The 14,576-nt window shown below is 71.0% G+C and carries 8 protein-coding genes and 2 pseudogenes; 3 read left to right on the forward strand and 7 right to left on the reverse strand.

The window, feature by feature from the left end:
• Nucleotides 1-176 precede the first annotated feature (176 nt).
• From ACIQFZ_RS07095 to ACIQFZ_RS07120, 6 genes and pseudogenes are all read right to left on the reverse strand, one after another.
• A pseudogene (locus ACIQFZ_RS07095) lies at nt 177-826 on the reverse strand (FadR/GntR family transcriptional regulator).
• A 150-nt stretch (nt 827-976) separates the two neighbouring features.
• Nucleotides 977-2,608 (reverse strand): glycerol-3-phosphate dehydrogenase/oxidase, encoded by a 1,632-nt coding sequence (locus tag ACIQFZ_RS07100; protein WP_365425690.1) that lies wholly within the window; start codon nt 2,606-2,608, stop codon nt 977-979.
• A 19-nt stretch (nt 2,609-2,627) separates the two neighbouring features.
• Entirely contained in the window at nt 2,628-4,187 is a 1,560-nt protein-coding gene (gene glpK / locus ACIQFZ_RS07105) for a glycerol kinase GlpK (RefSeq protein WP_365425688.1), read from the reverse strand.
• Between the two features lie 96 nt (nt 4,188-4,283).
• Complete coding sequence (locus ACIQFZ_RS07110) at nt 4,284-5,078, reverse strand: MIP/aquaporin family protein (protein WP_376399200.1); 795 nt, start codon at nt 5,076-5,078, stop codon at nt 4,284-4,286.
• 611 nt (nt 5,079-5,689) lie between these two features.
• Nucleotides 5,690-5,809, reverse strand: a pseudogene (locus tag ACIQFZ_RS07115) (IclR family transcriptional regulator); the annotation flags it as partial.
• A gap of 444 nt (nt 5,810-6,253) precedes the next feature.
• A complete protein-coding gene (locus ACIQFZ_RS07120; RefSeq protein WP_365432216.1) occupies nt 6,254-7,018 on the reverse strand; it encodes an IclR family transcriptional regulator in 765 nt (254 codons plus the stop codon).
• Between the two features lie 301 nt (nt 7,019-7,319).
• Here ACIQFZ_RS07120 and metH point away from each other — a divergent pair, with 301 nt between their 5' ends.
• The 3 genes from metH to ACIQFZ_RS07135 all read left to right on the forward strand — a co-directional run bounded on the left by metH (nt 7,320) and on the right by ACIQFZ_RS07135 (nt 13,798).
• Nucleotides 7,320-10,838 carry a methionine synthase gene (metH, locus tag ACIQFZ_RS07125; RefSeq protein ID WP_402690791.1) on the forward strand — a complete coding sequence of 1,173 codons (3,519 nt, stop codon included), beginning with the start codon at nt 7,320-7,322 and terminating at the stop codon, nt 10,836-10,838.
• Between the two features lie 233 nt (nt 10,839-11,071).
• Nucleotides 11,072-11,773 (forward strand): HAD family hydrolase, encoded by a 702-nt coding sequence (locus ACIQFZ_RS07130; protein WP_376651680.1) that lies wholly within the window; start codon nt 11,072-11,074, stop codon nt 11,771-11,773.
• A gap of 420 nt (nt 11,774-12,193) precedes the next feature.
• Nucleotides 12,194-13,798, forward strand: coding sequence for an ABC transporter substrate-binding protein (locus tag ACIQFZ_RS07135; RefSeq protein WP_383060048.1), 1,605 nt, complete (start codon nt 12,194-12,196; stop codon nt 13,796-13,798).
• Between the two features lie 95 nt (nt 13,799-13,893).
• On the opposite strand, the gene ACIQFZ_RS07140 is transcribed toward ACIQFZ_RS07135, so the two are convergent.
• A complete protein-coding gene (locus tag ACIQFZ_RS07140; RefSeq protein ID WP_225076125.1) occupies nt 13,894-14,565 on the reverse strand; it encodes a response regulator transcription factor in 672 nt (223 codons plus the stop codon).
• Nucleotides 14,566-14,576: the final 11 nt, after the last annotated feature.

A 14,576-nucleotide genomic window follows, 5' to 3' on the forward strand; every position in this document is an offset into this window, starting at 1 on the left:
CGCCTCCTTCCGACGTGCCCTCGCCTGACCCACCAACCTTACGGCGTTCTGCGGGGGCGCCCGCAGCCCCCTTGCACGGGGGAGTGAACGGATCACTGCCCCGTCCGAGTCCTTCGAACACCCATGATCGCCGCCCCCGGCGGCCCCGCCGTCCGCCGGTCCACACCTCCGATGGGTCACCGGGCCGAGCGCAGCCATTGCTCCACGCTCGCGATGTGCACCGTCGCCCACGACCGCGCCGCCTCCGCGTCCCGGTCGCGCAGCGCACCGAGGGTCGCGCGGTGCTCGCGCAGGGTACGGCCGACCGCGTCCCGCCGGGCCAGCCCGCGCCAGACGCGACCCCGGTGGTGGGCCCGGACAGCCCGTCGAGCAGGGAGCACAGCACCGAGTTGCCGCAGCCCCGCGCGATGCCCCGGTGGAACTCCAGATCGCAGGCGACCAGCTCCTCCACCGAGGGATCGTCGCCGAGCGCGTCCAGTTGCTCCTCGCCGATGCGGGACGCCGCCATCGCGGTCGCGGCCGGCTCCAGGATGCGGCGCACCGCCAGGAACTCCAGCACCGTGTCGTCGCGGTGGAAGTCCACGACGAAACCCAGTGCCTCCAGGAGCAGTTGGGGATCCAGGCTGGTGACGTAGGTGCCGTCGCCCTGCCGTACGTCCAGGATCCGGATCAGGGACAGCGCCCGCACGGCCTCCCGCAGCGAGTTGCGCGACAGCCCTAGCTCGGCGGCGAGTTCGCTCTCCTTGGGCAGCCGGTCGCCGGGGCACAGCGCACCGGAGACGATCATCCCCTTGATCTTCTCGATCGCCTCGTCGGTCACCGCCATGACCGGCCTCCCCGGTCCGCTCAGACATCGGATGTCTCGGCCCATTATGGAGGTTCCCCGGACCGGCCCGGGAGGAAAACGCGCAGCTCAGCCCCGCGGCCGGCACCCTTGCGGGGGGAGCCGGCCGCGGTGCCGGCCCGGTGGCTTCGCTCACTGCCCGCCAGGTTGCCTCCGGTCGAGCAGGTCCCGCACCTTCGCCCGTACCTCGTCCGTGGCCAGGCCGCGGATCGTCAGCGTCGTACGCCGGCGCAGCACGTCGTCCGCCGTCTGGGCCCACTCGTGGTCCCGGGCCCAGACGACCTGCGCCCAGATCTCCGGGGCGTCGGGGTGGACCCGCTCGCCGAGCTCCGGGTTCTCGTTGGCCAGCCGGGCGATGTCGAAGGCCAGCGAACCGTAGTGCGTGGCCAGGTGCTTGGCGGTGTCGGCCGCCATGCGCGGACCGGGCGCCGGACGGTCCACGAGGAGCCGGTGGGCGACCGCCCGCGGGTTGGCGATGCCGGGCAGCGGCAGCCTCTTGGGCAGCGAGGAGATCGGCTCGAAGTCCTCGCCCAGCGGGGCGCTCGGCAGGGACTCCAGCTTCTTCATCACGGTCCGGCCGATGTGTCGGAAGGTGGTCCACTTGCCGCCCGCCACCGACAGCATGCCGCCCCTGCCCTCCGTCACCACCGTCTCGCGCTTGGCCTTGGCGGTGTCCCCGGGGCCGCCCGGCAGCACCCGCAGCCCGGCGAACGCGTACGTGATCAGGTCGCGGTCGAGCTGCCGGCCGCGTACGGAGAAAGCGGCCTCGTCGAGTATCTGGGCGATGTCCTTGTCGTCGACCGCGACATCGGCCGGGTCGCCCTCGTACTCCTCGTCGGTCGTGCCGAGCAGCAGCATGTCCTCCCAGGGGAGGGCGAAGGTGATGCGGTACTTGTCGATCGGCGTGGCCAGCGCGGCCTTCCACGGGGAGGTGCGCTTGAGCACCAGGTGCGCGCCCTTGGACAGGCGGATCGACGGCGCCGCGTTCGGGTCCTCCATCCTGCGCAGGTGGTCGACCCAGGGGCCGGTCGCGTTCAGCACCAGACGGGCGTCCACCCCGAACTCCTCGCCGGACAGCCGGTCCCTCAGCTCGGCGCCGGTGACCCGGCCCCGGGTGAAGCGCAGACCGGTCACCTCGGCGTGGTTGAGGACGACCGCGCCCGACTCGACGGCGGCGCGGACCGTCATCAGCGCCATGCGCGCGTCGTTCATCTGGTCGTCGCCGTAGACGGCCACCGCCCTGAGGTTCTCGGTGCGCAGCTCCGGCACGTCCTGCGCCGCCCTCGCCGGGCTGAGCAGGTGGCCCACGCCGTCGCCGAAGGCGGACAGCGCGGAGTAGGCGAACACGCCCGCCCCGAGCTTCGCCGCGCCGTGCGGCCCGCCCTTGTACACGGGGAGGTAGAAGGTGAGCGGGTTCGCCAGATGGGGAGCCACTTGGCGGGAGACCGCACGGCGCTCGAAGTGGTTCTCCGCCACCAGCTTCACCGCGCCGGTCTGCAGGTAGCGCAGACCGCCGTGGAGCAGCTTGGAGGAGGCGGAGGAGGTGGCGCCGGCGAAGTCGCCGGCGTCGACCAGGGCCACCCTGAGACCGGACTGCGCGGCGTGCCAGGCGGTGGAGATGCCCAGGATGCCGCCGCCGATCACGAGGAGGTCGTAGGCCGCCTTCGAGAGCTGCTCCCGGGTCTCGGCACGGCTCGGGTTCGGGCCGAAGGACGGAACCGTCCCCAGGGCGGGCACTGACTGCAGGGTGGACTGACCGGTCATCGCTTGTTCTTGCTCCTCGTCAGCTCTCGTCGTCGAGCCAGCCCATGGTCCGCTCGACGGCCTTGAGCCAGTTCTTGTACTCACGGTCGCGGATGTCCGCGTCCATGCGGGGGGTCCATTCGGCGGCCCGGCGCCAGTTGGCGCGCAGGTCGTCGGTGCTGTTCCAGAAGCCGACGGCGAGACCGGCGGCGTAGGCGGCACCGAGGCAGGTGGTCTCGGCGACCATCGGGCGCACCACGGGGGCGTCCAGGAAGTCCGCGAGCATCTGCATCAGCAGGTTGTTGGAGGTCATACCGCCGTCGACCTTCAGCGCCGTCAGCTCGACACCGGAGTCCTTGGTCATGGCGTCCGCGATCTCCCGCGTCTGCCAGGCGGTGGCCTCCAGGACGGCGCGCGCGAGGTGCGCCTTGGTCACGTACCGGGTCAGGCCGGCGATCACACCGCGGGCGTCGGAGCGCCAGTACGGGGCGAACAGGCCGGAGAAGGCCGGCACGAAGTAGGCGCCGCCGTTGTCCTCGACCGACAGCGCGAGTGTCTCGATCTCGGCGGCGGTGGAGATGAGGCCCATCTGGTCGCGCATCCACTGCACCAGGGAGCCGGTGACGGCGATCGAGCCCTCGAGGGCGTAGACCGGCTTGTCGTCGCCGATCCGGTAGCCGACGGTGGTCAGCAGCCCGCTGTACGAGTTGATGATCTTGTCGCCGGTGTTCATCACCATGAAGGTGCCGGTGCCGTACGTCGACTTGGTCTCGCCCTCGGAGAAGCAGGTCTGGCCGAACAGGGCCGCCTGCTGGTCGCCGAGCGCGGAGGCGACCGGGATGCCGCCGAGCAGGTCGCCCAGCTTGCCGCCCTTGATCTCGCCGTAGACCTCGGCGGAGGAGCGGATCTCGGGCAGGATCCGCGTCGGTACGCCGATCGACTCGGCGATCTTCTGGTCCCACTCCATGGTGTGCAGGTTCATCAGGAGGGTCCGGGAGGCGTTGGTGACGTCGGTGACGTGCTTGCCGCCGTCCGTGCCGCCGGTCAGGTTCCAGATGACCCAGGTGTCCATGGTCCCGAACAGCAGGTCGCCCGCCTCGGCGCGCTCGCGCAGTCCCTCGACGTTGTCGAGCAGCCAGCGGGCCTTGGGACCGGCGAAGTAGGAGGCGAGGGGGAGGCCGGTCTCGCGGCGGAAGCGGTCCTGGCCGACGTTGCGGCCCAGTTCCTTGCACAGGGCGTCGGTGCGGGTGTCCTGCCAGACGATGGCGTTGTGGACGGGCTCACCGGTGTTCCGGTCCCACAGCACGGTGGTCTCGCGCTGGTTGGTGATGCCGATGGCCTTGATGTCGTCGCGGGTGATGCCGGCCTTCGCGATGGCTCCGGCGACGACCTCCTGCACGTTGGTCCAGATCTCGGTGGCGTTGTGTTCGACCCAGCCCGGCTTGGGGAAGATCTGCTCGTGTTCCTTCTGGTCGACGGAGACGATCCGGCCGTCCCGGTCGAAGACGATGCAGCGGCTCGAGGTGGTGCCCTGGTCGATGGCGGCGATGAAGGGCCCTTGGCCGTGGGATGCGAGGCCGGCGGTGTGGGCGTCCGTCACTGTCTGCTCCTGGGGTCCGTGGTCGATGGGGCGGGGGTACGGCGTTCGGGGTGCGGCGCGGTGCGCTGCGCGCGAGGGCGCGGAGAGCGGTGGCCGTCAGGCGAAGGCGGCGTTGTAGATGCCCGCGCCGATGGCGCCGCCGATGAGCGGGCCGACCACCGGGATCCAGGCGTAGCCCCAGTCGGAGCCGCCCTTGTTGGGCAGGGGAAGCAGGGCGTGGACGATGCGGGGGCCGAGGTCGCGGGCCGGGTTGATGGCGTAGCCCGTGGGACCGCCGAGGGAGAGGCCGATGGAGACCACGACGAGGGCGGTGATCAGGCCCCCGAGGACGCCGAGGCCGTTGCCCTGGTCGTTCAGGCCCTGGGTGAGGACCGCGAGGATCAGCACGACGGTGCCGACGATCTCCGTGGCGAGGTTCTGCGCCGCGTGCCGGATCTCGGGGCCGGTGGAGAAGATGCCGAGGACGGGGCCCGCGCCCTTCTCCTGGGCCTCGACCGCCTTGGCGGCGGTGGTCTGGGCGCCGGGGCCGCCGACGATCTCCCGGTCGGTGAGGTGCGCGTGGAACTGGCCGTAGTAGGCGACCCAGACCAGGGTCGCGCCGATCATGGCGCCGAGCATCTGGCCGCCGAGGTAGGTCGGCACGTTGCTCCAGTCGCTGTTCTTGATGGCCAGGGCGACCGTCACGGCCGGGTTGAGGTGCGCACCGGAGAGCGGGCCCGAGATGTACACGGCCGTCATCACGGCGAAACCCCACCCGAAGGCGATGGCGAGCCAGCCGGTGTTGCGGGCCTTGGAACCCTTCAGCGTCACCGCGGCGCAGACGCCGCCGCCGAGCAGGATGAGTACGGCGGTACCGATGGTCTCGCCGATGAAGATGTCGGAGCTGGACACCCGCGACTCCTTTGTCCTTCGTCCAGAGGTAGCCGAACCCCGGGTCCCTCCGTCCGGGAGCTCGCGCCCTCGGGGGTGAGGGCGATGTCGGCCCTTGGCGTTGTCACACTCTAGCGCGTATTACCGCAAGGTGTTCGACAATGCCGACCGTTGGACGGGAGTCTCGCTTCGCACCACGCAGGCGTCAAGGGCCCCGGTACCGAAACCGCGATCGTTACTGATCGCGCCGGGCGACCGGGATGGCGGTCGGCTGAGCGGGCACGGTGGCGGATCGCGAGGGCAATGGCGGGCCGCGCGGGCATGGCGAAGGCCGGTGCCTCTGGAGGCGTCGAGGCGCGCAGTGGGCCCGCGCCCGGCCGCATGGGACGCGCGCAGCGGCCCCGTGGCCCCAGGTCCCGGGAGACCGCGCGGGGCCGGTCCCGGACCGCCGCGACGAGTTCGTGGCGCAGCGCGCCCTCCGGCGTTCCCCGTTCCATGGCACCAGCGATGCTGGCTGCGCGGGCACGGCGGCAGCCGAGCGGGCAGGCCGAAGGCCGGTGCACCCGAAGGCGTACCGGCCAGGTCGCATGGGACGCGCGCAGTGGTCCCGTGGCTTTGTGCGGGGGGTAGAGGCGTCTGGCGCCGAGGTCTCGCGGGACCGCGCGGGCGCGGTCCCGGGCCGCCGCGACGAGTTCTTGGCGCAGCTCGCGCTCTCGGCGCTCCCGCTCCACGGCACGGGCGATGCTGGCTGCGTGGGCATGGCGATCGGTCGTGCGGGCAGGCCGAAGGCCGGTGCGCCCCGAGGCGTGCCGGCCTGGTTGGACGGGAGGTGCTCAGCGGCCCCGCGCCCGGTCGCACGGGATGGGCCCAGCGGACCCGCGGCTTTGTGCGGCGGTCAGAAGCGCTCGGCGCCGAGGTCCTCCGGGACCGCGCGGGGCCGGTCCCGGACCGCCGTGACGATTCGTGGCGGAGCCCGCCCTCTCGGCAGACCCGTGCCACGGGGCTGGTGATGCCGGTCGGCGGGCGCGGTGGCCGGCCACGCGGGCACGGCGAAGGCCGGTGCGCCCCGAGGCGTACCGGCCCGGTCGCACGGGCGGCGCGTAGCGGCCCCGCGCCCGGTCGCACGGGAGGTGCTCAGAGGCCCCGCGCCCGGTCGCACGGGATGGGCCCAGCGGGCCCGAGGCTTCCTGTGGGGGTCAGAAGCGTCCGGCGCCCAGGTCCCGGGAGACCGCGCGGGCGCAGTCCCGGACCGCCGCGACGAGTTCGTGGCGGAGCTCGCCGTCCCGGCACACCCGCTCCACGGCGCCGGTGATGCCGACCGCGCCGACCGGCATCCGCCGCCGGTCGTGGATGGGCGCGGCGATGGAGGCGACGCCCTCCCACGTCTCCTCGACGTCGGCGGCGTAGCCACGCGCGCGCGTGAGGTCGAGGATGTGCTCGAAGTCGTCGATCCCGCACACGGTCCGGTCCGTGAACGCCTTGCGGTCGGCCTCGACCGCCTCGCTGTGCGCCACCGGGTCGTACGCTGCCAGCACCTTGCCCAGAGCCGTGCAGTGCAGCGGCTGCATCGCCCCGATCTCCAGCACCTGCCGGCTGTCGTCCGGGCGGAAGACGTGGTGCACGATCAGCACGCCGTGCTGGTGCAGTACGCCCAGGTACACGCTCTCCCCGCTGGACCGGGCCAGGTCGTCCGTCCACACCAGCGCGCGGGCCCGCAGTTCGTGCACGTCGAGGTAGGTGGTGCCCAGGCGCAGCAGCTCCGCGCCCAGCTGGTACCGCCCGGAGGCCTCGTCCTGTTCGACGAAGCCCTCGTGCTGGAGGGTGCGCAGGATGCCGTGGGCGGTGCCTTTGGCGAGGCCCAGTGAGGAGGCGATGTCCGACAGGCCCAGCCGCCGCTCACCGCCCGCCAGCAACCGCAGCATCGCGGCCGCCCGCTCGAGCGACTGGATGTTCCGTGCCATCGCCGTCCTGCCTCCGTCCCCTTCGACCGCCGGCGGACGACTCTCGTCGTGACGCCCGTTCGGCAATGCCGAACACTACCGGTCCGTGCCGATCCCCCGCCAATGGTCGGCCGTCGCCTGTCGCGCGAACCCCGCCACCCGGGGTGTTCCGACCGTCATCCTCGTCCGCTTGGTGGACGCCGTGACCGTCAGGGGCCGGTCCCGGCTACCCTGGCGGCGTGCGCCTCGCCCGGGCAGCGCTGTGCTCGCCTCCCGGGAACGCGCAAAGCCGACAGCCGTCGCAGCCCAAGGGAGCCCCTTCATGGCCTCGTTGCCGCCGACCCCTTCCGCCGACAGCCGGACCCGTGCGTCCGCTCTGCGCGAGGCACTCGCCACCCGTGTGGTGGTAGCCGACGGAGCGATGGGCACCATGCTCCAGGCCCAGGAGCCCTCGCTGGACGACTTCCAGCAGCTGGAGGGCTGCAACGAGGTCCTGAACGTCACCCGCCCCGACATCGTCCGTTCGGTCCACTCCGCCTACTTCGAGGTCGGAGTGGACTGCGTGGAGACCAACACGTTCGGGGCCAACCTGACCGCCCTGGGCGAGTACGACATCGCCGAGCGGGTCGCCGAGCTGTCCGAGGCCGGCGCCCGTATCGCCCGTGAGGCGGCGGACGCGTTCACCGCCGAGGACGGCCGCCCCCGCTGGGTGCTGGGTTCCATGGGCCCGGGCACGAAGCTGCCGACGCTCGGCCACACCACCTTCGCCGCCATCCGCGACGCCTACCGGCAGAACGCCGAGGGCCTGCTCGCCGGAGGCGCGGACGCGCTGCTGGTGGAGACCACCCAGGACCTGCTCCAGACCAAGGCCTCCGTCATCGCGGCCCGCCGCGCGATGGAGACCGCCGGGTACGAGGTCCCGCTGATCGTGTCGGTGACGGTGGAGACGACCGGCACCATGCTGCTGGGCTCGGAGATCGGCGCCGCGCTGACGGCGCTCGAGCCGCTGGGCATCGACATGATCGGCCTGAACTGCGCGACCGGCCCCGCCGAGATGAGCGAGCACCTGCGCTACCTGTCCCGGCACGCGCGCGTCCCGCTGTCGTGTATGCCGAACGCCGGTCTCCCCGTGCTCACCAAGGACGGCGCGCACTACCCCCTGACGGCGCCGGAGCTGGCCGACGCGCAGGGCCACTTCGTCCGCGACTACGGACTGTCCCTGGTGGGCGGCTGCTGCGGCACCACGCCGGAGCACCTGCGCCAGGTGGTCGAGCGGGTGCGGGACCTGTCCCCGGTGGAGCGCAGCCCGCGCCCGGAGCCGGGCGCGGCCTCCCTGTACCAGACCGTGCCCTTCCGCCAGGACACCTCGTACCTGGCGATCGGCGAGCGGACGAACGCCAACGGGTCCAAGAAGTTCCGTGAGGCCATGCTCGAGGGCCGCTGGGACGACTGCGTGGAGCTGGCGCGCGAGCAGATCCGCGAGGGCGCGCACATGCTCGATCTGTGCGTGGACTATGTCGGCCGGGACGGGGTCGCGGACATGCGGGAGCTGGCGGGCCGGTTCGCCACGGCCTCGACGCTGCCGATCGTGCTGGACTCCACCGAGGTGGACGTGATCCGGGCCGGGCTGGAGCAGCTGGGCGGCCGCGCGGTGATCAACTCGGTGAACTACGAGGACGGCGACGGACCCGAGTCGCGGTTCGCGCGGGTGACGGCGCTGGCGCGGGAGCACGGGGCGGCGCTGATCGCGCTGACCATCGACGAGGAGGGCCAGGCCCGTACCGCCGAGAAGAAGGTGGAGATCGCCGAGCGGCTGATCGCGGACCTGACCGGTAACTGGGGCATCCGTGAGGAGGACATCCTCGTCGACTGCCTGACCTTCACCATCTGCACCGGCCAGGAGGAGTCCCGGGGCGACGGTGTGGCCACCATCGAGGGCATCCGGGAGCTGAAGCGGCGGCACCCGGACGTGCAGACCACACTGGGCCTGTCGAACATCTCCTTCGGTCTGAACCCGGCCGCCCGGATCCTGCTGAACAGCGTGTTCCTGGACGAGTGCGTCAAGGCGGGCCTGGACTCGGCGATCGTGCACGCCAGCAAGATCCTGCCGATCGCCCGCTTCGACGAGGAGCAGGTCACCACCGCGCTCGACCTGATCCACGACCGCCGCCGCGAGGGCTACGACCCGCTGCAGAAGCTCATGCAGCTGTTCGAGGGCGCCACGGCGAAGTCGCTGAAGGCGGGCAAGGCCGAGGAGCTGGCCGCGCTGCCGCTGGAGGAGCGGCTGAAGCGGCGGATCATCGACGGCGAGAAGAACGGCCTGGAGCAGGACCTGGACGAGGCACTGCGGACGCGCAAGGCCCTGGACATCGTCAACGACACCCTGCTGGACGGCATGAAGGTGGTCGGCGAGCTGTTCGGCTCCGGGCAGATGCAGCTGCCGTTCGTGCTCCAGTCGGCCGAGGTGATGAAGAACGCGGTCGCCCACCTGGAGCCGCACATGGAGAAGACCGACGAGGCGGGCAAGGGCACGATCGTGCTGGCGACCGTACGCGGTGATGTGCACGACATCGGCAAGAACCTCGTCGACATCATCCTGTCCAACAACGGCTACAACGTGGTCAACCTGGGCATCAAGCAGCCGGTCTCGGCGATCCTGGAGGCGGCCGAGGAGCACCGCGCCGACGTGATCGGCATGTCCGGGCTGCTGGTGAAGTCCACGGTGATCATGAAGGAGAACCTGGAGGAGCTCAACGCCCGCGGCCTGGCGACCGGCTACCCGGTCATCCTCGGCGGCGCCGCCCTGACCCGTGCCTATGTCGAGCAGGACCTGCACGAGCTGTACGACGGGGAGGTCCGCTACGCCCGCGACGCGTTCGAGGGCCTGCGCCTGATGGACGCCCTGATCGGGGTCAAGCGGGGCGTGCCCGGAGCGAAGCTGCCCGAGCTCCGGCAGCGCCGGGTGCGGGCCGCCACCGCACAGGTGGCCGAGGAGCAGCGGCCGGAGGAGGGGCACGTCCGCTCCGACGTGGCCACCGACAACCCGGTCCCCGAGCCGCCGTTCTGGGGCACGCGGGTGATCAAGGGCATCCAGCTCAAGGAATACGCGTCCTGGCTGGACGAGGGTGCCCTGTTCAAGGGCCAGTGGGGGCTCAAGCAGGCCCGCACCGGTGCCGGGCCCACCTACGAGGAACTCGTCGAGCGCGAGGGCCGGCCCCGGCTGCGCGGCCTGCTGGAGCGGCTCCAGACGGACGGCCTGCTGGAGGCCGCGGTGGTCCACGGCTACTTCCCCTGCGTGTCCAAGGACGACGACCTGATCATCCTGGACGACCAGGGCAACGAGCGCACCCGCTTCACCTTCCCGCGCCAGCGCCGCGGCCGCCGGCTGTGCCTGGCGGACTTCTTCCGCCCGGAGGAGTCGGGGGAGAGGGACGTGGTCGGCTTCCAGGTCGTCACCGTCGGCTCCCGGATCGGCGAGGAGACCGCGCGGCTGTTCGCCGCCGACTCCTACCGCGACTATCTGGAGCTGCACGGGCTGTCCGTGCAGCTGGCCGAGGCGCTCGCCGAGTACTGGCACGCCCGGGTGCGCGCCGAGCTGGGCTTCGCCGGTGAGGACCCCGCCGACATCGAGGACATGTTCGCCCTGAAGTACCGGGGCGCCCGCTTCTCCCTCGGCTACGGCGCCTGCCCCGACCTGGAGGACCGCGCCAAGATCGCCGACCTCCTCCGCCCCGAGCGGATCGGCGTCCATCTGTCCGAGGAGTTCCAGCTCCACCCCGAACAGTCCACCGACGCCATCGTCATCCACCACCCGGAGGCCAAGTACTTCAACGCCCGCTGACCCGGGGTTTCCCCTGGTCACCGGCGCGGTCGAGAGGGCCTGCGGGCTTGTGCGGAGGGGCAGCGGACCGGCCGTCCCGGCCCGCAGCCCCGGTGCCGTTGTGCGCCGATGATGCCGGTGTGGGCGGTTCGTGCGGGCGTTTCGGTTGTGGGCGTCGTACAATTGTCGGTCCATCGCAGGCCGGTTCCCCGTGTGGGAACCGGCCTGATCGTCCCTCAAGGAGGTATGCGCGGATGACAAGCACGGTACCGGCGCTCGGAACCCGTATGGCCGAAGGCTCAGCCTTGCAGGCCGTGCTCCTGGACATGGACGGAACCCTGGTGGATACCGAGGGCTTCTGGTGGGACGTCGAGGTGGAGGTGTTCGCCGCCCTCGGACACAGGCTCGACGACTCCTGGAGACACGTCGTCGTCGGCGGCCCCATGACCCGCAGCGCGGGTTTCCTCATCGAGGCCACCGGCGCCGCCGTCAGCCTCGCCGAGGTCACCACCCTGCTGAACGAGGGCTTCGAGGCCCGTATCGACGGCGCGCTGCCCCTGATGCCGGGCGCCGCACGGCTGCTGGCCGAACTGTCCGAGCAGCGGATCCCCACCGCCCTGGTCTCCGCCTCCCACCGCCGCATCATCGACCGGGTCCTGACCTCGCTCGGCCCCCAGCACTTCGCCCTGTCCGTGGCCGGCGACGAGGTCTCCCGCACCAAGCCGCACCCCGACCCCTACCTGCTGGCCGCCGCGGGCCTCGGGGCGGATCCCACCCGGTGCGCCGTGATCGAGGACACCGTCACCGGAGTCGCCGCGGCGGAGGCCGCCGGCTGCCGGGTCGTCGCCATCCCCTCGGTCGCCCCCATCCCTCCGGCCTTCCGGCGGACCGTCGTCCCCACCCTCGAAGACGTGGACCTGCCATTTCTGCGCGGCCTGATGACAGAAATGCGCTAACCGTTCACCCAGCGTGCCAAGTCCCGCGGAAAAGGCCCCCGAACCGGATGTCCGAGCGAATTCAAAGCTCGCCGTATGGCTGAATTCCGGCAGCTGTTCCCCTACTTGCGCGTGTGACGTTCCCCACTCCCCGAGGGGTCGACAACGGGTCAGGGGCGTGCTGCCCGCCTCCTCTCGGATGCCGTGCGCGCGCCCTTGTGTCCCGTTTGGTGGAACGCTGCACGAATCCTTCCGGTGACGGGTTTCCGGTCCGTCCGCGCCCGGTTCCGCTGCGTGATGGGAGCTCAACTCCGGTGGCCGCGAACGGTCCTGCGGGGGAGGACTAATCTCGTCGCGAGAACATCGACCCTGCCCCCGTGATCCGTAGCAACACCCTGCATGCCGGATACACGGACAAGACAGCTCTGGAGAAACTCGAGCATGAACCGCAAGACTTTGGTGCTGCCGGCCGTGGTCGGTCTGCTCGCGCCGGTACTCGCCGCGTGCGGCGGTTCCGACAGCGGCAGCAAGAGCGGCGACGCCATCGTCGTCGGCACCACGGACCGGTTCACCGCTTCGAAGGACGCCCCCGCGCCCATGGACCCGGCGTACGCCTACGACGTCGGCACCTGGAACATCCTGCGCCAGACCGTGCAGACCCTGATGATCCAGCCCAAGGGCGACGGCGACCCCGTCCCGGAGGCGGCCGAGAAGTGCGGCTTCACGGACAGCGGCAACGAGCGCTACGCCTGCACCCTGCGTGAGGGCCTGAAGTTCGCCAGCGGCGAGCCCATCACCGCGGCCGACGTGAAGTTCTCCGTCGACCGCGCCCTCTCCATCAACGCCGACAGCGGTGTGTCCGGCCTGCTCTCCACCGTGGACACCGTGGAGACCCAGGGCGACCGCGAGGTCATCTTCCACCTCAACACGGCCGACGCCACCTTCCCGTACAAGCTGTCGACGCCCGTCGCGGGCATCGTCAACCCCAAGGACTACGAGAAGGACAAGCTCCGCGACGGCTTCGCCGTGGACGGCTCCGGCCCGTACACCCTGAAGGCCAACGTCAAGAACGGCGAGATGGTCGACGGGGTCTTCACCAAGAACCCCAACTACCAGGGGACGTTGAAGCTCAACAACGACAAGGTGCAGATGCGTTCCTTCGCGGACGCCGACGCCATGGGTGACGCGCTGGACAAGGGCGGCATCGACGTCATGACCCGCAGCATGTCGCCCGAGCAGATCCGCACACTGTCGGCCGCCAAGGACAGCAAGGTCGGTATCGTCGAGACGGCCGGCCTGGAGATCCGCTACCTGGCCTTCAACACCGACGCCCCGACGGTGAAGTCCAAGGCCGTCCGTGAGGCCATGGCCCAGATCATCAACCGCAGCGAACTGGTCTCCGAGGTCTACGGCACCCAGGCCGAGCCGCTGTACTCGATGGTCCCGGCCACCATTACCGGTCACTCCAACTCCTTCTTCAACCGGTACGGCGACCCCAGCGTGGCCAACGCCCGTTCTCTGCTGGAGAAGGCCGGTGTCACCACCCCGGTGAAGCTGACGATGCACTACACGACGGACCACTACGGGCCTGCCACCAAGAAGGAGTTCGAGATCCTTCGGCAGCAGCTCAACAGCAGCGGCCTGTTCGACGTCGACATCCAGGGCACCCCCTGGGACACCTTCCGCCCGGCGGAGAAGAAGGGCCAGTACGACGTCTACGGCATGGGCTGGTTCCCTGACTTCCCGGACGCCGACAACTACCTGGCACCGTTCCTCGACAAGGGCAACACCCTCAACACCCCCTACGCCAACAAGGACATCCGCGACGAGCTGATCCCGGACTCCCGCCGCCAGGCCGACCGGCTCTCCGCGTCAGCGAGCCTGACGAAGATTCAGGACATCATCGCCAGCGACGCTCCGCTGATCCCGCTCTGGCAGGGCAAGCAGTACGTCGCCGCCCGCGACAACATCACGGGCACCGCGTACGCCCTCAACTCCTCCGCGACGCTTCAGCTCTGGGAGCTCGGCCGCGGTGTGAGCGGCTGATCCGCCACCACCGACGGCGAAGGGCGCCCCTCCCGGAAGTCCGGGAGGGGCGCCCTTCGCCGTTGCGTCGCGTCGCGCCGCGGGGGCGGCCGCCGCTACTGCGCGCCGGGGCGTACCAGTCCGCTCTCGTACGCATACACCGCGGCCTGCACACGGTCGCGCAGCCCCAGCTTCGTCAGCACGTGCCCGACATGCGTCTTGACCGTCGTCTCGCTGACGAACAGATCGGCGGCGATCTCCGCGTTGGACAAGCCGCGCGCCACCAGCTTCAGCACCTCCACCTCACGGTCGGTGAGGGTGTGCAGCGTGTCCGGTACCGGCTCCTCCCCGGAGGGCAGATGCGTGGCGTACTTGTCCAGCAGCCGGCGCGTGATGCTCGGCGCCAGCATCGCCTCGCCGGCCGCGACCACCCGGATCGCCTGCACCAGCTCGTTGGCGGGCGCGTCCTTGAGCAGGAAGCCGCTCGCGCCGGCGCGCAGCGCCTCCACCACGTACTCGTCGAGGTCGAAGGTGGTCAGCACCAGCACCTTCGCCGGACCGTTCCGCTCCGGTCCGGTGATCTGCCGGGTCGCCTCCACGCCGTCCATCCGCGGCATGCGGATGTCCATCAGCACCACGTCGGGCTGAAGGGCCCGCACCTGGTCCAGGGCCTGCAGGCCGTCTCCGGCCTCGCCCACGACCGCGATGTCCTGCTCGGCCTCCAGAATCATCCGGAACCCGGTGCGCAGCAGCGGCTGGTCGTCGACCAGTAGGACGCGGATGGCCACGTGAGTCTCCT

Source organism: Streptomyces sp. NPDC093064 (assembly GCF_044754605.1).
In the GTDB taxonomy this organism is placed as follows: Bacteria; Actinomycetota; Actinomycetes; order Streptomycetales; family Streptomycetaceae; genus Streptomyces.